Here is a 25,636-nt window from a genome sequence, read left to right as displayed (position 1 = left end):
GTGCGGCCGTTTTTTTCCATTTTAATGATGCTCTGACCTAGTCATTCCACACCATGATCACCATGCCAACCTGGCGTGATTGGCTGTTTTCGGCCAAGGCCTTTACTGCCGCCATGCTGGCACTCTATATCGCGCTGATGCTCGACTTGCCGCGTCCTTACTGGGCGATGGCGACCGTCTACATCGTGTCGCACCCCTTGACCGGTGCCACCCGGTCCAAGGCACTGTACCGAGTCTGTGGCACTCTGCTCGGGGCCGCGGCAGCCGTCGTGTTCGTGCCACTGTTCGTCAACGCCCCGGTGCTGCTCAGCCTGGTGGTGTCACTGTGGATGGGCACCTTGCTCTCCATATCGCTGCTGGATCGCACCCCGCGTAACTATGTCTTCATGTTGGCGGCCTATACGCTGCTGATCATCGGCCTGCCTTCGGTGTTTCAGCCTGAGACGGTGTTCGACACTGCGGTGGCACGTAGCGAAGAAATCCTGGTGGGGATCGGCTGCGCCAGCGTGGTCGCCACGCTGATCTTCCCCAACAAGGTGGCACCTGTGCTCAGTGCCCGCCTGGACGCCTGGCTGAAAGACGCGGCGCTGTGGGCGGCCGAGTCGCTGTCGCCCGCTTTGGCCGCAGCCAGCGATCGGCCCGCCAGTCGCCATCGCCTGGCGGCCGACATCCTGGCACTCGACCACCTCATCACCCAGCTCACCCATGATTCGGGCAGTGCCAGCACGGTACGGCATGCCCGCGAGCTGCGCGGCCGCATGAGCATGCTGCTGCCCATCCTGTCGTCACTGACCGAGACGACCGTCACGTTGCGCAAGCTGCCACAGGGCATACCGTCCGAACTGAGCCGGCTGATGGATGACATCGCGCTCTGGATGACCCGGGGGGGCGATGCCGCGCGCTTGTTGCACGAGCTGGAGGACGCGACCAAAACCGGAGAGCCCGGCTGGGATGCGCTGCTCGTTTCACATGCCAAGACGAGGCTGTGCTCGCTGATTCATCTGTGGCAGGACTGCCTGTCGCTGCAGCGAATGATCGCCGTGGGCGAGGCGGGCGAGCATTGGCAGCCGGCGTACCGGCGCTGGGAAGTCGGCGGCAAGACGCGCCACTACGACTATGGCATGTTGTTGTTTACCGCCGGCATGGCCACGCTGGGCATCTTTTGCATGTGCCTGATCTGGATCGGCCTGGGCTGGGACGACGGCGTCAGCGGCGTCATCCTCGGCGCGATAGTCTGCTGCGTCTTCGCGTCACTGGACGAGCCGGCTCCGTTGATCAAGGCCTTCTTTACCCTGACGTGCGTCAGCATCGCCCTCTCGGCGGTGCTGCTGTTCGCGATGATACCGGCCGCGCACGAATTCGAAATGCTGGTGGCGATGCTGGCGCTGCCGTTCCTGGGCATCGGGGTGCTGATGGTCCAACCTCAGTTCGGCGTCTTGGCGATGTTGCTGGCAATGAACACCGCAAACTTCCTGGGCCTACAGGACACCTACAGCGCCAACTTCACCGTCTTCATTAACAGCAATCTCGCCGGGGGAGCCGGGGTGCTGTTTGCCTTGGTCTGGACGCTGGTGACCCGGCCGTTCGGCACCGAGCTGGCGATTCGTCGCCTGGTGCATTCGAGCTGGAAGGCGCTGGCGCAGATGGCGGCGGGTGCCCGTCTCGACAATTACGCCAACCTGATCGCGTGGATGCTCGACTGCCTATCTTTGCTGATGCCCCGGCTGGCCGCCAGTGGCCACGACACGCTGACCGACGGTTTCAGCGAGCTGCGCGTGGGCTTCAGCGCGCTCGACCTGCAGCGCGACGAGCATGGCTTGGACGAACCGGCCCGGAGCCTGATCCAGCAGGTGTTGCAGTCGGTGGCCGAGCATTACCGGTGCTGCGCCGACGAGCGCCGGGCACTGACGGTTTCCCCCCGCTTGGCCGCCAATATCGATGCGGCGCTGCGAGCCGTCAGCCGTGAAACTGGTCCGGCCGCGCGTGAGGCGCTCCAGGCGCTGGTCGAACTGCGCATCACGCTGTTGCCAGACGCCGCGCCCCTCACTGCAGATCATTCCGGACCGCACGACGTAGAGCGGCAGCCCATTGCCGAGCAAGGCGAGCAACGTGTCGTGGGCCGTGCTCTCCAGATCATTCCGAGCAAGTAAGTAGGACGGCAAAAGCGTGTACGCCGTAACCTAATCAAATCGGCGCGGTGTGATGGCTTTTTGATGGGTTTCACTGCACTTCACCCATCCTACCCTGTAGGTCTTGTACTGACCGTTGTCTACGATTAGTACCGTGCCTCTGCGGCAGTGCCGACGCATTTGTCCCTACGCTTGCGCAGCCCTCATGGCTCGTCGTATGACACGCTTTCCTGCGATTAAGGAGGAACATCGACATGAGCATGTCCGAGGTCAAGATTGGCCAGCTAGTCATCCGCTATATCCTCGACGGTTCCAAGACCATGAGCTTAGGCATGTTTGAAATGACTGTTCCGGCCAATTCGATCGTGCCGCCGCCGCACAGCCACTCGAACAACGAGGAGTGTGTCTACATCCTTGACGGCACCCTCCGATACACCGTTGGAGCGACCTCTCGTGACTTGGGGCCCGGTGACAGTATGCACACCCCGAAGGGCGTCGTTCACGCCTTCTCGAACCCATTCGAGGCAACCGTCCGAGCGTTGATCATCCTGTCGCCGGACATAGGGGAGCAATATTTTCGAGACATCGCCGCGCTGTTTAAAGGGGAATGCCCGCCAGACAAGGCTGAGGTGGTGGCAGTGATGTCTCGCTACGGCCTGGTTCCCGCAGCTCCAAGTGCCGCCTAAGTGTCCAGTCCCGGATGACTCTCGTCCGCTTGGGGGCGGTTACTGCGTACCACCAAACAAGTCCTGAAGTGTAACGAGGAGAGGTGAAGGCGTTAACGTCTTCACCCATCAAATACCGGGACTGAACACCTGGAAACCATGACAGGCTGAAGTGTGGGCTGGCTGCTCAGTCACGCAGCAGGCAGGGCATTCTGGTTCTGCCAACCTTTCCTACCTGTCGACGCAACTCATCGGAATTTGCTATCCGTTTAGTCTATTCTTTGTACTTGCATTGGTCATTTGGGTATGTCGCTCCGACGCTCCCCTTTTCGGAAAGGGGATAGGGGGAGGGCGAGTGGGTGGGGCTCGCTGAGGCCTCCGAAGGGGAAAAAGATTAAGGGGGATATAAACGGCCCCTAGAACAAAACGCTCATTTCCTTGCACAAAGCCTGGCCCTGAGCCGAGGAGGGTTTCAAGGTGCCCTGCCTATGGCGCAGTAATTTACAGTGGTTGTCTAAAAGGCAGAAGGAATTAATCGATGAAAAAGATTTTCTATCCAGCCCTTGTTGCTGCTGTGTGTGGAATTGTAGCGTCAAATCTATCCTGGGCTGAGAAAGTAAGTAAAAGTGCGGATCTGCAGAAAAATAAGAGAACTGCTGACTATCTTTACTCACGCCCGCTGCTGGAAGCAATGTATCAGCTTGGGGTGATGCAGGATAAGCGACTCGGTCTTCAAACAAGCTGCAATGCTAACTTCGAAGTGAAGCCGCTGGGTACGGTCATCCTATCGACGATCGATTATCCGAAGGGCCTGCCGCATCCAAGTAAGGGTGCATGGCTTTCCCGTTACCAGTTCAAGCGCTGTGGCGAAATGAAAGTCTATAACACTCTCTTCACGACAAACGGGGCAGGCAAGGTGCCAACGGCACATATCTACTATCCCGGTTCTAGCAGTGCTGGGCCCGGTTTAATAAAGGATGCCCTGCCATCGGCTACTAGCGATGCGCTGATCCGAGCTGGGCTGAAAGACTGCAAAGATGTCAACGTCTTCGACATGCGGGTCTCTGAGCGCGACCACGATGTCGAGGAAGGGGGGAAAACAATCAAGGGTGTTTGGAATGAAGTCTGGACATTCCAGGCATGTGGCAAGATGGTTGATACCGCGATGACGTTCATTCCGGGGGACAAGGGTGGGGGAACGACGTTTACTGTCGGTCAGCTAAAACCATCAGATGCTGTGGCAAAACCCTAGTTGGTTGATCGAGTGTCCTCGGACATTCGAAGTTGTAACCTGTAAGGCGTCCCGCCGCTTGCTCGCCAATCTGGCAGGTTTGGCGGAACGCCTCATATTCCTTCGCGATGCTTCGCTTGCCTGGCCCAATCCGCAGGTAGACGGGTGGAGGCATCTATGCTGCAACTCATCAATCTCTGTCGTGCGATGCTTTGATGGGTTGCGCTGCGCTTCACCCATCCTACCGTGCTCAAAACCTCCCCTCCCCAAAATACTGCTCGAAGAACTCGACGCACACCCGCAGCTTGGCCGAGCTGGACAGGCGTGCCGGGTACACCGCCCAGATGTCCGCTTCCTGGCGGTAGTCGGGCAGCACCTGTATCAGTTTCCCGTCCTCCAGCTCCCTGCCCACATCCCATAGCGACCGCAGCATGATGCCGTGGCCGGCCAGCGCCCATTGGTGGACGATTTCGCCGTGGTTGGACGACAAGGGGCCAGTCACCTTGACCGTTTCGTCGCCGACCGGTCCGGCGAGGCGCCATAGGCCGAAGGGGTGGTCGCGTTCCTTGATCGGCAGGCAGTCGTGGCTGGCGAGTTCTTCCAGGCTCTTGGGCACGCCACGCCGCGCGAGGTAAGAGGGCGCCGCGCACAGGATGCGGCGGTTGGTGGCGAGCTTGCGGGCGATCAGCTGTGGGGCGATTTCGTTACCGATGCGGATGTCGAGGTCGATGCCTTCGGCGGCCAGGTCGACCAGTTTGTCGAACACGTCGAAGCGGATTTCCAGCTGCGGGTAGCGTTCGGCCAAGGTCGACAGCGCCGGGGCGACGTGGTGGCGGCCGAAGCCGAAGCTGCTGCTGATGCGGATCAATCCGCGCGGGTTCTGGCTGATTTCCGACACTTCGTCGACCAGGTGGTCGACGTCGGCGAGGATGCGCTGCGCCCAGCGGTATACCCGCTCTCCGTCTTCGGTGATGGCGACGCGCCGGGTGCTGCGGTGCAAGAGCTTCACCCCCAGCGTCTCTTCCAGAATGCGTAGGCGCTTGCTGACAAAGGCGGGGGAGGCGCCCAGCTCTTCGGCGGCGGCGACGAAGCTGGAGCGGCGGGTGACCAGACAGAACACGCGCAGGTCGTCCAGTTGCGGGTCATTCTTCACGATTCGTGTCTTATGTGTGCACAGATGCGGAGATTATTGCCAGAATGTTTTGCGGCATGCTAGCGCTCAATCGAATTCAACTTTGGATCGGTTTCGTTCAAGCCGCTCAGCCATCCCAGCGTAGCGGTCCTGCCTAGGCGCTCTGCCGCAGACAGTACGACTAGTACGGCAAGGCAGAGCAACAACGCCAGGAGGGATGGGGGAGTGGCGGCAAAGACTGGTCTGCACCGGAGAACTGTATGAGCAAGGTTTACAAGATCGCCGCTATCGCCGGCGACGGCATCGGTAACGAGGTACTGCCGGAGGGCCTGCGCGTGCTGCGCGCCGCGGCCGCAAAATTCGATATCGAGATCGAGGTGACCTCGTTCGAGTGGGCGAGCTGCGATTACTACCTGGCACACGGCAAGATGATGCCGGACGACTGGTTCTCGACCTTGAAGGAATTCGATGCGATCTACTTCGGCGCGGTGGGGTGGCCGGACAAGGTGCCGGACCACATCTCGCTGTGGGGTTCGCTCTTGAAGTTCCGCCGCGAGTTCGACCAGTACGTGAACCTGCGTCCGGTGCGGCTGCTGCCGGGCGTGCCGTGCCCGCTGGCCGGTCGCAAGCCGGGCGACATCGATTTCTACGTGGTGCGCGAGAACACCGAGGGCGAGTACACCTCGGTGGGCGGCAAGATGTTCGAGGGTACCGACCGTGAGTTCGTACTGCAGGAGGCGGTGTTCACCCGTCACGGCGTCGACCGCATCCTGAAGTACGCGTTCGAGCTGGCCGACAGCCGCCCGCGCAAAAAACTGACCGCGGCGACCAAGTCGAACGGCATCGCGGTGAGCATGCCGTACTGGGACGAGCGCGTGGCCGAGGTGGCCGGTGCCTACCCGGATGTGGCTTGGGACAAGCAGCACATCGACATCCTGTCGGCGCGCTTCGTGCTGCAGCCGGACCGCTTTGACGTGGTGGTGGCCTCCAACCTGTTCGGCGACATCCTGTCGGACCTGGGCCCGGCCTGCACCGGCACCATTGGTCTGGCCGCTTCCGCCAACCTCAACCCGGAACGTACCTTCCCGTCGCTGTTCGAGCCGGTGCACGGCTCGGCGCCGGATATCTACGGCAAGAACATCGCCAACCCGATCGCGATGATCTGGTCGGGGGCGATGCTGCTGGACTTCCTGGGCGATGGCCAAGGCCGCTTCCGCGAGGCACACGATGCGATCCTGAAGGCGATCGAGAAAGTGCTGCAGGAAGGCCCGCGCACCCCGGACATGGGCGGTGCGGCCAATACGACGCAGGTCGGCGAGGCGGTCGCGGCAGCGCTGTAACAGCAACGTCGTGTTGTCACTAGCCGACGAACGGCAAAAATGCAGCATCAGGGACGAAACCGACATAGAGCGATGGCTCGGTCGGATTGTCTGGCAGTTTATGTGGTGAACAGCGCGTAGCACCGCGATTTCGTGCACGGCGCGCTGGCAAGGACAGGGTCAGGCGGTGGCGGAGTGATTGGTTGCCGGCCTGGCCTCTAGTAATCTCAGTTTGTTAACCAATGAATTATTGTAAGTTAATGGTTAACAAGCGAGGTGCAGGGATCGCAGAATTCTGCCGATGCGGCAGGTAGAGCTGCTTCACAGGGGGTTGCGAGTGATGCTCCACCGCCCGGGCCGACTGGAACGGGCGGGGCGGGTACGCCGGTTATCGGCACTGTTGGATGGCTTGGCAGTTTGTGTGGTATTCGGCAGGTGGGCCGTGGGTTGCTTGGCCAGCTTGCCTGCAGGAACGCGGCAGCGGTCGGACATCGTCCGTTGTCGTGGTAGTCGGTGAAGTCACACCCAGCAACAACACCCAGCGTGAACAACAACAAATACACGCTGCACAGCCCTACAAAAGGAGAAACCGTGAATAACCTCAAAAAAAGCAGGCGTGATACGCCGCTGGCCGTGGTCAGCCTGCTGATCATCTTTTCCCTGGTGGGCGGCATGACCGCCTTTCCGAAGACGTCGATCGACGGGGCCGAAAAGGTCCTGTACTGGTGCACGACGATCTTCGCCTCGCCGATTCTGCTGTTCGCCTTCTTCGCGGTGCTGTTCGTCGCGTGGCTGGGCTTTAGCAAGTACGGCAAGATCCGCCTGGGCGAGGGCAAGCCGGACTACTCGACCGCCTCGTGGATCTTCATGTTCATCCTGTCGGGCCTCGGCTCCTCGACGCTGTACTGGGGCTTTCTCGACTGGGCCTACTACTACCAGACTCCGGGCCTGAACCTGACGCCGGAGTCGCAGGAGGCGCTGAAGTACAGCGTGGCCTACTCGTTCTTCCACTCAGGCCTGAGCGCGTGGGCGATCTATGCAGTCGGCGCGGTGGCGATGTGCTACCACTTCCACGTGCGCAAGAACAAGGGCCTGAGCCTGGCGTCGATGATCGAGGCGATCACCGGCTGCAAGGCGAGCGGCCCGGTGGGCCGGTTGGTCGACCTGTTGTTCATGCTGTGCATGTTCGGCGCGCTGACCATCTCGCTGGTGCTGACCGCGATCACCTTCGCCAAGCTGCTGTCGATCCTGACCGGCATCCCTGACACCTTCACCACCCAGGTGATCATCATCCTGGCGGTGTCGGTAGTGTTCACGCTGTCCTCCTACGTGGGCATGGACGGCGGCATGAAGCGGCTCAGCCACATGGTGTGCTGGGGCGTGGTGATCCTGGCGCTGTACATCTACGTGTTCGGCCCGACCCAGTTCATCACCAGCAACTCGCTGTCCAGCCTGGGCCTGATGCTGACCCACTTCGTCGACATGAGCCTGTTCACCGACCCGATGGGCGACGGCAAGTTCACCCGCGAGTGGACGGTGTTCTACTGGCTGTGGTGGATCTCCTACGCGCCGGGCGTGGCGCTGTTCGTTACCCGTGTGTCGCGCGGTCGAACCATCCGCGAAGTGCTGATGGCGATGGTGGTGGGCGGCTGCGTCGGCATCTGGTTCGTGTTCGGCGTACTGGAAAACTACAGCGTGCACAGCTTCATGAGCGGCCTCGTCAACGTGCCGGATGTGCTGAGCAAGCAGGGCGGTGAAGTGGCGATCGGCATGCTGCTCGACCACCTGCCGGCCGGCCGCGCGGTGATGGCGTTCTTTCTGGCGGTGATGGTGGTGTTCCTGGCCGCGCACATGGACGCGGTGGGCTATGCGGTATCGGCCACCTGCACCCGCGACCTGGAAGAGGGCGAAGACCCGGCCCCGGCCGACCGACTGTTCTGGTGCGTGATGCTGACGCTGGTGCCGCTGGCGATGATCTTCGCCAAGGCCCCGCTCAACACCATGAAGACCGCGGTGATCGTGACCGCCATCCCGTTCGCGCTGATCATCTTGGTTAAGGTGTACGGCCTGCTCAAATGGCTGCGCGAGGACTACGGCCACGTGCCTAGCCACCAGATCGAAGAGTACCAGCGTCCGCTGCAGGTGGTGGCCGAGGAAGCGCCGACGGCCGGGCCGGTGGTGGCCAGCAAGCAAGCGGTGTAAGGAGACGGTGATGGCCCACTATCCGTTGAGCGAGGCGATGCAGGAGTTCGTGCACACCAGTGGCACCTTCACCGGCGCCGACGACAGCATCGACTCGGGCCGCGCCGCCTACGACGCGCTGTGCCGCTACTTCACCCCGGTGCGTACCGGCAATCCTGGTGTAGAGGACCTGGTCCTCGCCGCGCCGGGGCGGGACATCCCGTTGCGCGTCTACCGGCCACTGGGCGAGGCCCCGGCACAAGGCTGGCCGAGCGTGCTGTATCTGCACGGCGGCGGCTGGGTGGTGGGCGGGTTGGACTCGCACGAGTTCGTCGCCGCCCCACTGGCCTGCGACACGCAGTCGGTGGTGGTGGTGGTCGACTACCGGCTGGCGCCGGAGCATGTGTTCCCGGCGGCGTTCGACGATTGCCTAGCCGTCTGGCATTACCTGCAAGCACAGGCGGCGTCGCTCGGCATCGACCCGGCCAACGTCGTGGTGGCCGGCGACAGTGCCGGCGGCAATCTGGCGGCGGCGCTGTGCCTGGCCGTCGCCCCTAACGGAGGTCCGGCGCCGGTCGGCCAGGCGCTGATCTACCCGGGCCTGGGCACCGACCACAGCTTGCCGTCTTACCGCGACAACGCCGATGCGCCACTGTTGACCAGTGCCGATGTCGAGTACTACCTGAAGCTGTACGCGCCGGACCCGGCCACGCACGACGACCCGCGGCTGTCGCCGCTGTCGGCCAAGAGCCTGGCCGGGCTGCCGCCGGCCTTCGTGGCGGTGGCGGAGTTCGACCCGCTGCGTGACGACGGGCAACTGTACGTCGAACGGCTGCGCGGTGATGGCGTGGACGCGCAGTACCACCTGGGGCGCGGCCTGCTGCACGGCTGCCTGCGCGCACTGCACCGCTGTCCGGAAACCGCCCGGCTGTACCGGGCCTTTGCCGAAGCGGTCTCAGCGATGCAGGCGCAGGGTAAGGGCAAGGTCGGCGGAGCCTGGCCAGCCATGAGATTGTTGGGGTGACGTCACGCTAAGCGCGTGATCTGTCCCAGCCGGCCGCAAGGTCGGGCAGGGGGCCTGAGGCGATTCCGGTTGGCCGTTCCTCGGAGCGGGCTTGACAGCTGGGTGGACTTAGGCCAAATTTTTTCGCATGTATGTTAACCAATAGTATGTAGTTAACTATTAGATAACAAAGCCGGGCGGGCAGGCTCCGTCCCACCACTCAAGTAGAGGAGAAACCGATGAACGCCTTCACCAAACTGAACCCCGAGTTCTGCACCGATCCGGACAATGCCTGGACCATGCCGGCCGAGTACTACACCAGCGACGCGGTATACCAGTACGAGAAAGAGAAGATCTTCGCCAACAGCTGGATCTGCGTCGCTCACCGCAGCGAGCTGGCCGAAGCCAACGACTACATCACCCGCAAGGTGATCGGCGAGAACATCATCGTGGTACGTGGCCGCGACGAGGTGCTGCGCGCGTTCTACAACGTCTGCCCGCACCGCGGCCATGAGCTGCTGGAAGGCAGCGGCAAGGCCAAGAACGTGATCACCTGTCCGTACCACGCCTGGACCTTCAAGCTGGACGGCGACCTGGCCCACGCCCGCAACTGCGACAACGTGGCCAACTTCGACAAGGAAAAATCCAGCCTGGTGCCGGTGAAGGTGGAGGAATACGCCGGCTTCGTGTTCATCAACATGAACCCGGAGGCAGGCAGCGTGGAAGAACAGCTGCCGGGCCTGGAAGCCAAGCTGCGTGCCGCCTGCCCGGTGATCGACGACCTGCACCTGGGCGCCCGCTTCGTCACCGACACCCCGGCCAACTGGAAGACCATCGTCGACAACTACATGGAGTGCTACCACTGCGGTCCGGCCCACCCGGGCTTCGCCGACTCGGTGCAGGTCGACAAGTACACCCACGCCCTGAACGGCAACTGGACGCTGCAGTTTGGTCTCGCGAAGTCGTCGGAGAAGTCGTTCAAGATCGACGAGTCGGTGAAGGACCCGAGCTTCAGCGGCTTCTGGGCATGGCCGTGCACTATGTTCAACGTGCCGCCGGGCGCCAACTTCATGACTGTGATCTACGAATTCCCGGTCGACGCTGAAACCACGCTGCAGCACTACGAGATCTACTTCCTCAACAAGGAACTGACCGAGGAGCAGAAGGCGCTGGTCGAGTGGTACCGCACCGTGTTCCGCCCGGAAGACCTGCGCCTGGTGGAGAGCGTGCAGCGCGGCCTGAAGTCGCGCGGCTACCGCGGCCAGGGGCGCATCATGGTCGACCAGCAGCGCAGCGGTATCAGCGAGCACGGCATTGTGCATTTCCATCAGTTGGTGGCGAAGCAGCACGCCGAGTAAGGGAAACCTAACAAACCTGCTGCGCGGCACGGAGGCTTCGTTGGGCAGTGCTCGGAATCCTCATGGACATCGAGTCCATTCCGGTTCCTGCGCGCTGTCCGCCTCGCCTGCGTGTCGCTCGCGACGGTTTGCCGCAGTTCCCCAATGCCCGAATTCACATTGCGGCGGTGCCATGGCACCGCCGCAGCCTGAGAGTCACACGATGAAACTGAATGATCCCTTGTTGTTCCGCCAGCGCGCCTATGTCGACGGCGCCTGGTGTGACGCCGATAGCGGCGCCACCGTGGCGGTGCTGGACCCGGCGAGCGGCGAGACCATCGCTACCGTACCGCTGATGGGCGAGGCTGAGGCCGAGCAGGCCATCGAGGCGGCCCACGCCGCGCTGCCGGCCTGGAAGACCAAGCCGGCGAAGGAGCGCGCCAAGATCCTGCGCCGCTGGTTCGACCTGATGGAGCAGCACGAAGACGACCTGGCGCGGTTGATGACCTGGGAACAGGGCAAGCCGCTGACCGAGGCGGTTGGCGAAATCCGCTACGCCGCGTCGTTCATCGAATGGTTCGCCGAGGAGGCCAAGCGCCTCTATGGCGACGTGATCCCGTCGCCGACCGCCGACAAGCGCCTGGTGGTGGTGCGCGAGCCGATCGGCGTGTGCGCGGCGATCACCCCGTGGAACTTCCCGGCGGCGATGATCACCCGCAAGGCCGCACCGGCACTGGCCGCCGGCTGTACCATCGTGATCAAGCCGGCCAACGAGACACCGCTGTCGGCGCTGGCGTTGGCCGAGCTGGCCGAACGCGCCGGCATCCCGGCTGGGGTGTTCAACATCGTTACCGGAGATTCGGCCGCGATCGGCCGCCAGCTCACCGGCCACCCGCTGGTTCGCAAGCTGTCTTTCACCGGCTCGACCCCGATCGGCCGCCTGCTGATGGGCCAGTGCGCCAGCACCATCAAGAAGGTGTCGCTGGAGCTGGGCGGCAACGCGCCGTTCATCGTGTTTGACGACGCCGACGTCGATGCCGCAGTCGAGGGCGCGCTGATCGCCAAGTATCGTAATGCCGGCCAGACCTGCGTGTGCGTCAACCGCTTCTACGTGCACGACGCGGTATACGAGGAGTTCGCCAGCAAGTTCGCCAAGCGCGTCGCCGAGCTGCGTGTCGGCAACGGCTTCGACGCGGCGACGCAGATCGGCCCGCTGATCACCGCCAAGGCGGTCGGTAAGGTACAGGAGCTGCTCGACGACGCGATCGAGAAGGGCGCGCGCGTGCTGACAGGCGGTGCTTCCCTGTCGGAAGGTCTGCAGTACTTCGCCCCGACCGTGATCGCCGACGTCGGCGCCGGCATGCGCCTGCTCGACGAAGAAATCTTCGGGCCGGTGGCGCCGATCGTGAGCTTCAGTTCCGAGGACGAGGTGGTGCGCCTCGCCAACGACACGATCTATGGCCTCGCCTCGTACTTCTACAGCCGTGACGTGGCACGAGTGTGGCGCGTGGCCGAGCGGCTCGAGTACGGCATGGTCGGCATCAATACCGGACTGATTTCGAACGAGGTCGTGCCGTTCGGCGGGGTGAAGCAGTCGGGTCTGGGCCGCGAGGGCTCGAAGTACGGCATCGAGGACTACCTGGAAATGAAGTACCTGTGCATGGCCGTCTAAGCCGGCACTGATAGGCGGTTCGGCCAGCCCCAAGGCTGGTCGAACCGCCAGGGTTGATTCAAGGAGAAACCGGCCGCAATCCGCAGCGCCGATCACCGAGGCACCGACAGGGCGGGACACAAGATCGGGCAAGGTGGTGGTGTGCAGGGCCGGAAGGAATGATGGAGGCAGTAATGGCAAACAACTACCAGATGATGACCGTGCGGGTGACCGCAATCGAACAAGCGACCCCGCAGATCAAGCGCTTCACGCTAGCCGCCGTCGACGGCAGCGAGCTGCCAGCGTTCACCGGCGGTAGCCACGTGATCGTGCAGATGCAGGACGGCGACAAGCGCCACAGCAACGCCTACTCGCTGATGAGCTCGCCGCGTAATCTCGCCCACTACCAGATCGGCGTGCGCCGCGAGGAGCAATCGAAGGGCGGCTCGGCCTTCATGCATGACAAGGTGCAGGTGGGCGACGAGTTGACCATTTCCACCCCGAACAACCTTTTTGCGCTGACCTACGTGTCGGCCAAACAGGTGCTGATCGCCGGCGGCATCGGCATCACGCCGTTTTTCCCTCAGATGGTCGAGCTGGCCGAACAGGGCGCCGACTATGAGTTGCACTACAGCTTCCGCAGCCCCGAGCACGGCGCGTTCGCCGACGAGCTGGCGAGCAGCGCGCATGGCGCGAACTGCCACTTCTATGTCAATAGCGAGGGCCGCCCGCTGGAGGTCGATGCGCTGGTCGACCGCCTGCCGCGCGACGCACATGTCTACGTATGCGGCCCGCGCCCGCTGATCGACGCGGTGATCGACGCCTGTCGCAGCAAAGGCCTGGCCGAGGAGCAGATCCACTGGGAACAGTTCGCCGCTGCGCCGCAGAGCGGGGCTGGCTTCACCGTGGTGCTGGCCAAGTCCGGCCGCGAGATCGCGGTGGGCGACGACGAGAGCATCCTCAAGGCGATCGAGAAGGAAGGCAGCGTGCCGGTGGAGTGTCTGTGCCGCGAGGGCGTGTGCGGTACCTGCGAAACCAAGATTCTCGAAGGCGAGGCCGAGCACCGCGACCAATACCTGAGCGACGGCGAGAAGGCCGCGCAGAAGACGATGATGATCTGCGTGTCGCGCGCACGAGGCGCGCGGCTGGTGCTGGACCTGTAATACGCGGTGACGGGACACACACCGTCGCCATCCCCTTATCCATCCGTCTCCTGACGACCCTGTTCGGCCCGCCTAGGCGGGCCGTTTTTTGATGGGGAGGGGACATGCACATGGTCCATGGTGCTGGCGCCGCGAACAGAACGGGGTCTGCCGAGTTTCATTCGGCGCAGTGCTCTCGGTCAGGCAGGCTGCTGCAAACAGGCTCACCGACACGACGTCGCTACAGGGATTGGGTACCGCGTTTTGGGGCTACGGCTGGGGGAGACTCAGGCGGCCGATCGGTCTTACAAGGCCTTGCGGAAAGTCAGGTTGACCCGGCAGTGGCCGAACACCGGGTCGATCCCGTCCGCCACCGGCTTGACGCCATGAAAGGCCATGCGCGACGGCCCGCCCCACACCACCACGTCGCCGCTGTACAGCCAGACGGTGCGGGTCTTGTCGCTGCGCTCGTTGCCGCCGAACAGGAATTCGGCCGGCAGGCCGAGCGACAGCGACACGATCGGCGCGTTCGGGTCACGCTCGTCCTTGTCCTGATGCAGGCCGAGCTTGGCGCCGGGGCGATAGTAGTTGATCAGGCAGAAGTCCGGCACGAAGTCGGGGTAGTCGGCGGCCCGGGCGGCGGCCAGGGCCAGTTGCATCAGCGGTTCTGGAATCGGCGGCCACTCGCTGGCCCCGTGGGCGCGCACCCGGGCGTAGCGGTAACCGTGCTCGTCGCTGACCCAGCCGGCGTTGCCACAGCTGCTGGTCTTCACCGTCATCGGGAGACCCCCCGGCGTGTGCATCGCCTTCAGCGGCGCCCGGCGCAGCACGCCGCGGATCGCTTCGGCCATCTCCTCGACCCGGTCGCGCGCGAAGTTGCGCAGGATCACCGCGCCGGGCGCGAGCGCCTCCCGGTACGGCCCGGTGTCGGGCACCGGGTCGAACAGGTCGTTGACGAACGGAACGGGGCTGGTGGAGCGGCTCATGCTTGCATTTTATCGCGTCCGTTTCGCCGTGGCGGGCCGTTTGCTTAGGCGGTTCGGCGCGCAAACGACACAGCCCCCGCCGGGGCGGGGGCCGTGATTCGGGGAAACGGACTAGCGGCTTACTTCACCCACTGCGCCGGCTTCAGCGTCGCGTAGGTGACGCCGATCTGGTCCAGATACTTGCCGCTGCGGCCGTAGAAGCCCAACACCACGCTGCCGGACGGCACGTTCCAATCGAAGGCGCCGCCGCCGCTGCCGCCACCGCCGACATGGCGGCCGTCGCTGATGGTGATGTTGAGCTGATCCACGTACTTGCCAGAGCGACCGTTCACTTTGGTGATGAACTGGCCCGGCTGCAGCGTCAGCGTCTGGCTCTGGCCGCCGCCGCCGCCGCCGTGGTAGTCGTTCCAGCTATCGCCGGTGCTGTTGGAGCGGTAGGTGACGCTGATCGCATCCACGTAGCCGCCGCTGCGCAGCTGGATGCTCGACACGTAATCCTGGCGCTGGATGAAGGTGTTGATGTCTACGTCGTCGAACGGGCCGCCGCCATCGCCGCCCTGGGCCGGCGATTGGGCGATCTGGTACTGCAGCTTCGGCGAGCCCTGCTGCAGCGACGGCGTGGCCGGGCGGCTCAGCTTGGCGGTTGGGTCGTTCACGTAGCGGGTGAACTGCTCGTTCAGCGCCTGCTGGTCGGTCTGGGCCTGGCTGTCCACCTCGTTAAGCTTGGAATCGTTGAAGCCTTGGTAGAAGGCGTAGATCGATTTGAGCCAGTCGATCTGGTTGATCAGCTGGGTTTCCTTCACCAGGTCCTGCGCCAGGCCACCGTCGCTCTGGTTGCCGATCAGGAAGGCGCGGTTGCCGGCGATCGGCTCGAAGTTGCCCACGTCCGGCACGTGCTCGTAGCCGGTCAGGCCGAACGACAGGATGGCCGGGGCGTCGATCGGGATGCTCGGGAAGTCCAGCGCGTACTGCACCAGTTGCTCCGGCGTCGGCAGTTTCGGGTTGGCGATGCCGGCCACGTTCTGGTTGAACGAGATGCGTACCTGGGTTTTCTCGGTGACGCGGTTGAGCTTGGTCTGCAGGTCGGCGCCGACGCTGCCGAAGTCGAAGATGCCGTTGGCCTTCAGCTCGGCGCTGACGCTGTCCTGTTCTTCCCGGCTCTGCGCGTAGAAGGTGTAGACCGCGTAGTATTCAGCGCCGGTGGTGATCGACGACACGAAGGAGTCGCCATAGCTGCGGAAGAAGTTGCGCAGCGCCGCGTCGTCCTGCGGCGGCGTGATGCCATCTTTCAGCTTGAAGGCGGTGGCAGTGTCGGTGCCTTTGACGTGGCGCGCGTGCACCACGATGTTCAGGCTGTAGCTGGTCAGGCTGAGCTGCTGGACGAACTCACTCTTCTCGCTGACGCTGCCGAACGGCCCGAAGCCCACCGACACCGACTGAGAGATGTCCAGAGCCTGGTACAGCGTCTCCACGTCCAGCGCCACCTGGTAGAACACGCTGCTGGAGCCGCCGTGGCTGGCGTAAGTGCCTTCCACGGCGGTGGAGATGCCGTAGCCGTTCACACTGTCGCTGCCCTGGAACAGGCTGGCGGGCGGCGGCGGGGCGACGGTATTGGCGGCGAGGCGTTCGGCGCTCGTCGGTACTTGGGCGTGGAGGGCGACTTCACGGGCACTGGTCATGGGGCAATTCCTCTTTCAATTGACGGTTGAAGCTATCTTTAAACGACAAATTGACTAGGTGAGGCATTTGCTGCTGCGGTCAGAGTGATCTGTCCACAAGCCATGCTAGGACGGATGCAATTTATTACAAGAAAATTTTTATGTAATTTGAATATTCACAATGCGTTTAAAGGGGACGCCGCTTCCGGAAACCATCTGGGAGCGGCTTTGGCCACAGGTCCGGCGCAGCAGGGCAGGTGACGACGCCCCGGGCCGGGTGTACCTTACGCCGCACCATTTCGCTAACCCATGCCGATTGATTCATGACCGAAAACAGCTTCGCCTTCCGCCTGAAAGAACTGCTCGAACACAAGAAACTGACGCTGCAGGCAGTGGCGACGGCGCTAGGCGTGTCGCGCCCGGCGGTGCACAAGTGGACCCGCGGCGGCGAGATCGACTACGACAATCTGCGCCGGCTGGCGGCATTCCTGAACGTCAACTGGATCTGGCTGCGTTACGGCGAGGAGGCACAGCGCGATCTGGCCAACGCCGAGCCGGTCGAGCTGCCGATGACCGATGTGCGCCGCCGCTACACCGCCGAGATCATGGAGAACGAGGCGCGGATGAAGCTCGCACAGGAGAACGCGCGCATCGTCACCTGGGAGTGGAATCTGATCACCGACGCGGTCACCTATTCGACCAACGTTGAAGCGGTGTACGGCTGGCCGATAGGCCGCAACGAGGATTTCTGGCCGCATGTGCCGGACGCCGATGCGGCGATGATGCGTGGGGTATACGAGCATTCGATCGCCAGCGGCGAGCCGCATGAGATTGACTTTCGCATCGTTGATCCGGCCGGCGAGACGCGCTGGATCGCATCGCGGGCGACACCGATCCGCGATGCTGACGGACGCATCGTCAAGATGGTCGGCATCAGCATGGACAACACGGCGCGCAAGACCGCTGAGGAGGCGTTGCGCAGGAGCGAGGCGCGTTTTCGGGCGATCTTCGAAAACGCTTCGGGTGGCATCGCCTACATCGGGCTAGACGGCCGCTGGCTAAAGGCCAACCAGACGCTGTGCGAGCTGCTCGGCTACACGGCCGAAGAGCTGTCTACTTTGACCTTCCAGTCACTGACGCTGGAGGACGATCTGGCCGACAACCTGGTCCAACTCGACCGCCTGCTGGTCGGCGAGATCTCGATGTACTCGCTGGAAAAGCGCTTTCGCCGCAAGGACGGCAGCGTGATCTGGGTAAACGTGAAGACCTCGCTGCAGCGCAACCCCGACAACGGCGAGCCGGAGCACCTCGTCACCGTGATCGACGACATCACAGCACAGCACACCAGGATGGCGGCCTTGGAGCAGGCGGCCGGCGAAGCCGAGCTGCTGTTCGACGCGGCGGGTATCGGCCGCTGGCGCTTCGATACCGCAAGCGGCCGCGTGACGGCCGATGCGGTCGCGATGGGGCTGCTGATCGACCAGGAACGAGCCGGTGAACTCGGCCAGGCGCAGTGGTGGCGGCTGTGGTCGGCGGAGAGTGCCGAATGGCTGGAGGCCGCATTGCGCGATGTACGCTTCGACGGCGTGGGGCGTCGCCAGAATGGTGTGACGTTGAGGTTGTTCGCCGCGCGCCACCCGCGTGAGGGTGGGGTATGGCTGGGAGGGGTGAGCCGGCTGGATGGCTAGTCCGAACCCAGCTCGGCCATGTGGATACGACAACGCCGCCGCCCAAAAGGCGGCGGCGTTGTTTTTACCGCGCTAGCGGCTTACAGATGCTGCGACAGGAACTCGAGCGTGCGGCCCAGCGCCAGTGCGGCGGCGCGCTGATTGTAGACCGCGGTGCGGCCCCAGCAGTTGAAGCCGTGGTCGACGGCAGGGTAGTCGAAGAAGTTGGCGTTCGGTTTGCCGGCGAAGCGCGCCTTCACCTCGGCCACCGCGCTTTGCGGGATGTGGCCGTCCTGCTCGGCGTAGTGGAACAGGATCGGCTGGGTGACCTTGTCGGCTACGTCGAGGTGCTGGTTGATGCCGCCGCCGTAATAGGCGACTGCCGCATCCGGCTGGCCGATCGCCGCGGCGCGGTAGGCGAGCTGGCCGCCCAGGCAGAAGCCCAAGGTCGCGACCTTACCGGTCACCTCCGGCAGACCACGCAACGTGGTCAGTGCGCTGGCGACGTCGGCGGCGGCTTGCGCCGTGTCGACCTTCTGGTAAAGCTCGAATGCTTTGGCGGTACCGGCCTCGTCGTAGTTCAGGTCGACGCGCGGTTCCAGACGCCAGAACACGTCCGGAGCCAGCACCACGTAGCCTGCCAGCGCGTACTGGTCGGCAACGGCGCGGATGTGTTCGTTAACGCCCCAGATTTCCTGTACCAGCACGATGCCCGGGCCCTTGCCGGCCGGCGGCAGCGACAGATAGCCGGAGAAGGTTTCGCCCTGGGCGGTGGTGATGTCGATCCAGCGAGAATTCAAGGTGGACTCCTTAAAGGTTGACCGAACAAAGCGCCGGCTCGGGGCCGGCTTGTCAGACGATATCGGGGCGGGCCGGTCGATCAGCAAGAGCGACGGCGGCCATCCTGACGATATTAGGCGGAGGAGTGGCCCGATCCAAATCGGCGGGTGGTTTTGGGGCGGCGCCGACGTGACAGACCCGGCAAGTGTCCAGGCGTTGGCCTGGCATGCCTGTCTGGTGTGACGGTACAGGCGGTGCGGCAAGACGGAGTGACAACCCGGAAAGGGCAGAACTGGCACAAAAAAAGCCCCGCCCAGGAGCAAACCAAGGCGGGGAACACAAAGCATGAAGGAGAAAATTAATGCGGTGCGCGGGCGATACCGGCGTTGACCACCTGACGACAGGGGTTCAGGCCCATCGTGTAGGCGAGGTCGGCTGGTCGGTCGATGTCCCACAACGCGAAGTCGGCGATCTTGCCCACTTCCAGTGTGCCGAGCTCGCCGCCCAGCCCCAGCGCCGTGGCGGCGTGGCGGGTGAAGCCGGCCAGCGCCTCCTGCGGCGTCAGGCGGAACAGCGTGCACGCCATGTTCATCGTCAAGAGCGGCGAGGTCAGCGGCGAGGTGCCCGGGTTGCTGTCGGTCGCCAGCGCGATCGGCACGCCGGCATCGCGAAGCTGGGCGATCGGCGGCAGCTTGGTTTCGCGCAGGAAGTAGAACGCGCCGGGCAAGAGCACCGCCACCGTGCCGGCTTCGCGCATCGCGGCGATGCCCGAGTCGGACAGGTATTCCAGGTGGTCGGCTGAAAGGCCCTTGAAGCCCGCGACCAGCGCCGCGCCGCCCTGGTCGGACAGCTGCTCGGCGTGCAGCTTCACCGGCAGGCCGAGCTGGTGCGCCACGTCGAACAGCCGCGAGGTCTGCGCTGGAGAGAACGCGATCTTTTCACAGAACGCGTCGACCGCATCGACCAGCCCCTCTGCCGCCAGCGTCGGCAGCCAGTGGTCTGCCAACGCAGTCACGTAGTCGTCGGCGCGGCCCGCAAACTCGGGCGGCAAGGCGTGCGCGCCGAGGAAGCTGGTGCGCACCCGCACCGGCAGGCGTTCGCCGATGTTGCGCGCTACCGTCAGCATGCGCCGCTCGCTGTCCAGCGTCAGACCGTAGCCGGACTTGATCTCCAGCGTCGTCACGCCTTCGGCCAGCATCGCATCGACACGCGTGCGGCTGGCGGCGAACAGCTGCTCCTCGTCGGCGGCGCGCGTGGCGCGCACGGTCGACAGGATGCCGCCGCCGCGCTGGGCGATTGCTTCGTACGGCACGCCGTTCAGACGGTCCTCGAATTCATCGCTGCGGTTGCCGGCGTAGACGATGTGGCTGTGGCAGTCGATCAGGCCCGGGGTCAGCCAGGCGCCACCGCCGTCGTGCTCGACATCGGCCGACGCGCCGGCTGGCAGGTCGGTCTCTTCACCGAGCCAAGCGATGCGGCCATCCTTAACCGCGATAGCGGCGGCACGGATCTCGCCGTAGCCGTCGTGTTCGGCCAGCGTTGCCAAGTGCACATTGCGCCACAGCGCGTCCCAACGCGGGCCGGATGAAGAAATGCTCATGCAAGGTCTCCTTGCGCAATCCCCTGCGCAATCAAGATAACGATGAACAGCCGGCAGTCCGCTTCGGCCTGCAGCGAGACCATGCCGTCGGTCGGTGCCAGCAGCAGGCTCTCGGCCGCGGCGAGCACTTCGTTGTCGATGTTCAGTCGACCAGCGAAGCAGTGCACGAAGCGGATTGCATCGCCATCACTGGCGAGCGGCAGCGTCTCGCCGGCCGCCAGCGCGTGATGGGCGACGCGGTGCGCGAAACGGCCGCGCCGCGTCATCACGTTGAAGTCCTCGACCGCGTCGTCATTGATCAGCTCGGCGGCGACCGGCGTTTCGCCGGTGAAGCGCCAGACGCTGCCGTCGGCCTTGAGCGTGAGCGGGACAAAGCCGTCGCCGGTCAGGCGCAGCCCGGCGCCACTCAGCAGCGCGAGGCTGCGGTCAATGCCGGGAAACGCCGAGAACGGTCCAGCAGCACCGACACGAGCACGGCTGATGCGCCAGTCGAAGCTATCGAGGCCGGCATCGGCCGGGAACACCGCGAGCTCGACGGTGGTACCGGCGCCGTTCTTCCATGGTTGCTGACGGTAGTCGGCAGGACAGAGGCTCTGCATTCAGCCCCCTTGTTGCTCGGCGATCGCATCGGCGACGCGCGCGATCAGCCGCGCGGCGACGCGGGCGGTATGCGAGTCGATGTCGAGGCGCGGGTTGAGCTCGGCGACATCGGCGAGCCGCAATTTACCCGACGACAGCACCGTGTCGATCAGCGCTTCGACCACCTCCAGTGCCACGCCGTGCGCGGCCGGCGCGCTGACGCCCGGCGCAACCGCGGCCGGCAGCACATCGAGGCAGACGGTCAGGTACACATGGTCGACACCGGCCAGAAATTGCTCGAGCTGGGCGCGCGATTCGGCCAAGCGGTCGATGCCCATTTCCTCGTCGCGCCGCCAGCACACGCCCAGTTGCTCGGCGCGCTCGAACAGCGCGCGAGTGTTGGCGTAATCGCTGACGCCGAGGCAGGCGTAGTGGAACGGCCAGCCGCGCTCTGCGCAGTCCTCGGCGATCTGCCGGAACGGTGTGCCGGAGCTCGCGCGTTCGGCCAGGCGCAGGTCGAAGTGCGCGTCGAAGTTCACCACGCCGATGCGTGGCGCCGATCCACCTTGCGCTGCCAGATGACGTGCCAGCCCGCCGAACGAACCGTAGGCGATCTCGTGACCACCGCCGAGCGTGATCGGAAAGGTGCCGCGGCCGAGCAGGTCGGCAAGACGCTCGGACAGCTCGGCCTGGGCCGGCTCCAGCGCATCACCGTCGCAGCGCACATCGCCGGCGTCCCACAGCTTCTGGACGTGGCGCACCGGGGTGTTGCCGAGCAGGGCGCGCAGCGCGGCCGGGCCCTCGGCAGCACCGATGCGGCCATGGTTGCGCGCCACGCCGGCATCGCAGGCGAAGCCGACCAGCGTCACGCCGTCCAGAGGACCCGAAGCCGGCGCGGCGGCGGCGAGCTGGTGCCAGCGACGGCCCAGCTCGCCTTCCTCGGCGTCGATGCGGCCTTGCCAGCCTTGCAGGGTAGCTTGACCCATCGTCGCCTCCGCTTAGTCGAACAGCGCGTCGAGCAGGTCGCTCTGGGCGCTGGCCAGTTCACCCTGGCGCACCAGCGCGGTCGCCGCGTCGATTTCCGGTGCGAACAGGCGGTCGCGGTCGTAGAACGGCACCTTGGCGCGCAGCTGCTGGTGTAGCTTGGCCAGACGCGGCGAGGTCGCCAGCGGCTGGTGGAAGTCCACGCCCTGGGCGGCGGCTAACAGCTCGATGCCGACGATAGTGGCGGTGTTCTCGGCCATCTCAGCCAGGCGACGGCCGGCGAAGGTCGCCATGCTGACGTGGTCTTCCTGGTTGGCCGAGGTCGGCAGGCTGTCGACGCTGGCCGGGTGCGCCAGTGACTTGTTCTCCGACGCCAGTGCGGCGGCGGTAACGTGGGCGATCATGAAGCCGGAGTTCAGACCCGGTTCCTTCACCAGGAACGGCGGCAGGCCGGACAGGGTGGAGTCGATCAACAGCGCGATGCGGCGCTCGGACAGCGCACCGATCTCGGAGACCGCCAGCGCCAGCGTGTCGGCGGCGAAGGCCACCGGCTCGGCGTGGAAGTTACCACCGGACAGCACTGCGTCCGGCTCGCCGTTCTCGCCCGGGAATACCAGCGGGTTGTCGGTGACGGCGTTGGCTTCGGTCAAGAGGGTGCGCGCGGCCTGGCGGATCAGGTCGTGGCAGGCGCCCATCACCTGCGGCTGGCAGCGCAGGCTGTACGGGTCCTGCACGCGGTTGTCGTTTTCGCGGTGCGACTGGCGGATCGCGCTGCCGGTCAGCAGCTCGCGGTACACGCCGGCCAGGGCAATCTGGCCCGGCTGGCCGCGTACGGCGTGGATGCGCGGGTCGAACGGTGCATCGCTGCCCTTGGCGGCGTCCACCGACAGTGCGCCGGTGACCACACCTGCCTTGAACACGCGTTCGGCCATGAACAGGCCGTTCAGCGCCAGTGCGGTCGACACCTGGGTGCCGTTGATCAGCGCCAGGCCTTCCTTCGACGCCAGGCGCAGCGGGGTGATGCCGGCTTGTTCCAGCGCCTCGCGTGCCGGCATGCGGCGGCCGTCGAGGTAGGCATCGCCTTCGCCCATCAGCGTCAGCGTCATGTGCGACAGCGGGGCCAGGTCGCCGGAAGCGCCCACCGAACCCTTGGCCGGGATGTGCGGCAGGATGCCGGCGTTGAACACTGCCAGCAGCGTGTCGACGACCACGGCGCGCACGCCGGAGAAGCCGCGAGCCAGGCTGCCGATCTTCAGTGCCATCACCAGGCGGGTCACCGCCGGGCTCAGCGATTCGCCCACGCCGACCGAGTGCGACATGATCAGGTTGCGCTGCAACAGTTCGAGCTGCTCGTCCGGGATGCGGGTGAGGGCCAGCTTGCCGAAGCCGGTGTTGATGCCGTAGGCGGCGTCACCCTTGTCGGCGATGCGGCTTACGACGGCGGCCGAAGCGGCCATTGCCGGGTAGGCCTCGGCCGGCAGCACGAGGGTGGTCGGGTTCTGCCACAGCTGGCGCAGTTCGGCGAGGCTCAGTTGGCCGGGACGGAGGGTCAGGGTCTTGCTCATAATCTGTCTCTTTAAGCGAAATGAACGGGTGGCGGGGTAGTCGTCACGGGTTCGATATTTCGGGCGGCCCCCGCCAGAGGCGAGGGCGCTACAGGGTCGCGGATAGCGACGCTTATTTAATCATCGGCAGTTTCAGGCCGAAACGCTTAGCGCAAGCAATCGCGGTTTCGTAGCCGGCGTCGGCGTGGCGCATTACGCCGCTGCCGCAGTCGTTCACCAGTACGCGGGCCAGACGTTTCTCGGCTTCTTCGCTACCGTCGGCAACGATCACCATGCCGGAGTGCTGGCTGTAGCCCATGCCCACGCCACCGCCGTGGTGCAGCGATACCCAGGTCGCGCCGCCTGCGGTGTTCAGCAGGGCGTTCAACAGCGGCCAGTCGGACACGGCGTCGGTGCCGTCGCGCATTGCTTCGGTTTCGCGGTTCGGGCTTGCTACCGAGCCGGTGTCGAGGTGGTCGCGGCCAATCACGATCGGAGCCTTCAATTCGCCGTTGCGCACCATCTCGTTGAACGCGAGGCCAGCGAGGTGACGCTCACCCAGACCCAGCCAGCAGATCCGCGCCGGCAGGCCCTGGAAGGCGATGCGTTCACGCGCCATGTCGAGCCAGCGGTGCACCATCTTGTGCTGCGGGAACAGTTCCTTGATCTTGGCGTCGGTCTTGTAGATGTCTTCCGGATCGCCGGACAGCGCCACCCAGCGGAACGGGCCACGGCCTTCGCAGAACTGCGGGCGGATGTACGCCGGCACGAAGCCCGGGAAGTCGAAGGCGTTCTTCACGCCCTGGTCGAGCGCGACCTGGCGGATGTTGTTGCCGTAGTCGACAGTCGGGATGCCCATGGACTGGAAGTCCAGCATCGCCTGTACGTGCACCGCGCAGGAGCGGGCGGCTTCTTCGGTCAGGCGGGCGTGCTGCGCCGGGTCGCGCTGCGCGGCGCGCCAGTCTTCCACGCTCCAGCCGGTCGGCAGGTAGCCGTTCACCAGGTCGTGTGCCGAGGTCTGGTCGGTCACGAGGTCCGGCTTGATGCCACCGGCGCGGGCGCGCTTCACCAGTTCCGGCAGGATGTCGGCGGCGTTGCCCAAGAGGCCGATCGATACCGCTTCCTTGCGTTCGGTGTGGTAGCGCACCAGTTCCAGCGCCTCGTCGATGTCGCGAGCCTGCTTGTCGAGGTAGCGGGTGCGCAGGCGGAAGTCGATGCTCGACTGCTGGCATTCGATGTTCAGCGACACAGCACCGGCCAGGGTGGCGGCCAGCGGCTGCGCGCCGCCCATGCCGCCGAGACCGGCGGTCAGGATCCAGCGGCCGGCCAGGTCGCCGTTGTAGTGCTGGCGGCCGGCTTCGGCGAAGGTCTCGAAGGTGCCCTGCACGATGCCCTGGCTACCGATGTAGATCCAGCTACCGGCGGTCATCTGGCCGTACATGAACAGGCCGGCACGGTCCAGCTCGTTGAATTTTTCCCAGTTGGCCCACTTCGGCACCAGGTTGGAGTTGGCCAGCAGCACGCGTGGTGCGTCCGGGTGGGTCTTGAACACGCCAACCGGCTTGCCCGACTGGATCAGCAGCGATTCGTCGTTTTCCAGGTTCTTCAGCGACTCGAGGATCTGGTCGTAGCAGGCCCAGTCGCGTGCGGCGCGGCCGATGCCACCGTACACCACCAGGTGCTGCGGATTCTCGGCGACGTCCGGGTCCAGGTTGTTCTGGATCATGCGGTAGGCGGCTTCGGTCAGCCAGTTCTTGCAGGTCAGTTCGCTGCCGTGCGGGGCGCGGATGACGCGGGTCGGGTCGAGGCGCGGATCGGTGTTGTGCGACGAGTTCATTCGAGTCTCTCCTGGGTTCGACACCTTGCTGGTGCTTGTCAAATTGGGTTGCCGGGTTGTCTGGCCGCCTGAGAGGCCAGTCCCTGGCCAGCTGTCTTGGCGGATGGCACAGCCTGCGGCGTCTAATGCGATGTAACGCAGCCATGTCTATACAACGTGATCAAACTGTAGCGCACAATGTTTGTATATACAAGTACTGTCGATAAATTTT

General features: G+C 64.4%; 19 protein-coding genes. 10 read left to right on the top strand and 9 right to left on the bottom strand.

Annotated elements, in window-relative coordinates; translation table 11 throughout:
- Positions 1–62: 62 nt before the first annotated feature.
- The 3 genes from QU481_RS02295 to QU481_RS02285 all read left to right on the top strand — a co-directional run bounded on the left by QU481_RS02295 (position 63) and on the right by QU481_RS02285 (position 4,046).
- A complete protein-coding gene (locus QU481_RS02295) occupies positions 63–2,150 on the top strand; it encodes an FUSC family protein (protein ID WP_289828258.1) in 2,088 nt (695 codons plus the stop codon).
- A 233-nt stretch (positions 2,151–2,383) separates the two neighbouring features.
- Entirely contained in the window at positions 2,384–2,815 is a 432-nt protein-coding gene (locus tag QU481_RS02290; protein ID WP_289828257.1) for a cupin domain-containing protein, read from the top strand.
- A gap of 517 nt (positions 2,816–3,332) precedes the next feature.
- On the top strand, positions 3,333–4,046 hold the full coding sequence (locus tag QU481_RS02285; RefSeq protein ID WP_289828256.1) for a hypothetical protein: 714 nt from the start codon (positions 3,333–3,335) through the stop codon (positions 4,044–4,046).
- 229 nt (positions 4,047–4,275) lie between these two features.
- Here the strand turns inward: QU481_RS02285 and QU481_RS02280 are convergent, their stop codons facing one another.
- Entirely contained in the window at positions 4,276–5,178 is a 903-nt protein-coding gene (locus QU481_RS02280) for a LysR substrate-binding domain-containing protein (protein ID WP_289828255.1), read from the bottom strand.
- A gap of 239 nt (positions 5,179–5,417) precedes the next feature.
- On the opposite strand from QU481_RS02280, the gene QU481_RS02275 reads away from it, so the two are divergent.
- The 6 genes from QU481_RS02275 (at position 5,418) to QU481_RS02250 (ending at position 13,811) form a co-directional block, all read left to right on the top strand.
- Complete coding sequence (locus tag QU481_RS02275) at positions 5,418–6,497, top strand: tartrate dehydrogenase (RefSeq protein ID WP_289828254.1); 1,080 nt, start codon at positions 5,418–5,420, stop codon at positions 6,495–6,497.
- A gap of 570 nt (positions 6,498–7,067) precedes the next feature.
- Positions 7,068–8,678 (top strand): BCCT family transporter, encoded by a 1,611-nt coding sequence (locus tag QU481_RS02270; RefSeq protein WP_289828253.1) that lies wholly within the window; start codon positions 7,068–7,070, stop codon positions 8,676–8,678.
- A 10-nt stretch (positions 8,679–8,688) separates the two neighbouring features.
- Positions 8,689–9,681: an alpha/beta hydrolase gene (locus QU481_RS02265; protein WP_289828252.1), complete on the top strand. Its 993-nt coding sequence runs from the start codon at positions 8,689–8,691 to the stop codon at positions 9,679–9,681.
- Positions 9,682–9,899: 218 nt separating this feature from the next.
- A complete protein-coding gene (locus QU481_RS02260; protein ID WP_289828251.1) occupies positions 9,900–11,018 on the top strand; it encodes an aromatic ring-hydroxylating oxygenase subunit alpha in 1,119 nt (372 codons plus the stop codon).
- A gap of 202 nt (positions 11,019–11,220) precedes the next feature.
- A complete protein-coding gene (locus QU481_RS02255) occupies positions 11,221–12,669 on the top strand; it encodes an NAD-dependent succinate-semialdehyde dehydrogenase (protein WP_289828250.1) in 1,449 nt (482 codons plus the stop codon).
- A 173-nt stretch (positions 12,670–12,842) separates the two neighbouring features.
- The gene (locus QU481_RS02250) at positions 12,843–13,811 is read left to right on the top strand and encodes a PDR/VanB family oxidoreductase (protein ID WP_289828249.1); all 969 of its coding nucleotides are present in this window, start codon (positions 12,843–12,845) and stop codon (positions 13,809–13,811) included.
- Between the two features lie 284 nt (positions 13,812–14,095).
- Here the strand turns inward: QU481_RS02250 and alkB are convergent, their stop codons facing one another.
- Both alkB and QU481_RS02240 read right to left on the bottom strand, forming a co-directional pair.
- A complete protein-coding gene (alkB, locus tag QU481_RS02245) occupies positions 14,096–14,776 on the bottom strand; it encodes a DNA oxidative demethylase AlkB (RefSeq protein WP_289828248.1) in 681 nt (226 codons plus the stop codon).
- Positions 14,777–14,895: 119 nt separating this feature from the next.
- Positions 14,896–16,455, bottom strand: coding sequence for a jacalin-like lectin (locus tag QU481_RS02240; protein ID WP_289828247.1), 1,560 nt, complete (start codon positions 16,453–16,455; stop codon positions 14,896–14,898).
- A 302-nt stretch (positions 16,456–16,757) separates the two neighbouring features.
- On the opposite strand from QU481_RS02240, the gene QU481_RS02235 reads away from it, so the two are divergent.
- The gene (locus QU481_RS02235) at positions 16,758–18,122 is read left to right on the top strand and encodes a PAS domain S-box protein (protein WP_289828246.1); all 1,365 of its coding nucleotides are present in this window, start codon (positions 16,758–16,760) and stop codon (positions 18,120–18,122) included.
- Positions 18,123–18,202: 80 nt separating this feature from the next.
- Here the strand turns inward: QU481_RS02235 and QU481_RS02230 are convergent, their stop codons facing one another.
- The 6 genes from QU481_RS02230 to hutU form a co-directional block, all read right to left on the bottom strand.
- Positions 18,203–18,901 carry a dienelactone hydrolase family protein gene (locus tag QU481_RS02230; RefSeq protein WP_289828245.1) on the bottom strand — a complete coding sequence of 233 codons (699 nt, stop codon included), beginning with the start codon at positions 18,899–18,901 and terminating at the stop codon, positions 18,203–18,205.
- Positions 18,902–19,239: 338 nt separating this feature from the next.
- Positions 19,240–20,481 (bottom strand): imidazolonepropionase, encoded by a 1,242-nt coding sequence (gene hutI, locus QU481_RS02225; protein WP_289828244.1) that lies wholly within the window; start codon positions 20,479–20,481, stop codon positions 19,240–19,242.
- Positions 20,478–21,080, bottom strand: coding sequence for a HutD/Ves family protein (locus QU481_RS02220; protein ID WP_289828243.1), 603 nt, complete (start codon positions 21,078–21,080; stop codon positions 20,478–20,480). The genes hutI and QU481_RS02220 overlap by 4 nt, the downstream gene beginning before the upstream one ends.
- A complete protein-coding gene (gene hutG / locus QU481_RS02215) occupies positions 21,081–22,046 on the bottom strand; it encodes a formimidoylglutamase (protein ID WP_289828242.1) in 966 nt (321 codons plus the stop codon). It lies immediately after the preceding gene.
- 12 nt (positions 22,047–22,058) lie between these two features.
- Entirely contained in the window at positions 22,059–23,609 is a 1,551-nt protein-coding gene (gene hutH, locus QU481_RS02210; RefSeq protein WP_289828241.1) for a histidine ammonia-lyase, read from the bottom strand.
- 112 nt (positions 23,610–23,721) lie between these two features.
- A complete protein-coding gene (gene hutU / locus QU481_RS02205) occupies positions 23,722–25,425 on the bottom strand; it encodes a urocanate hydratase (protein ID WP_289828240.1) in 1,704 nt (567 codons plus the stop codon).
- Positions 25,426–25,636: the final 211 nt, after the last annotated feature.

The organism is Crenobacter oryzisoli, assembly GCF_030385785.1.
In the GTDB taxonomy this organism is placed as follows: Bacteria; Pseudomonadota; Gammaproteobacteria; order Burkholderiales; family Chromobacteriaceae; genus Crenobacter_A; species Crenobacter_A oryzisoli.
This window is presented reverse-complemented; position numbering and strand designations above follow the sequence as displayed.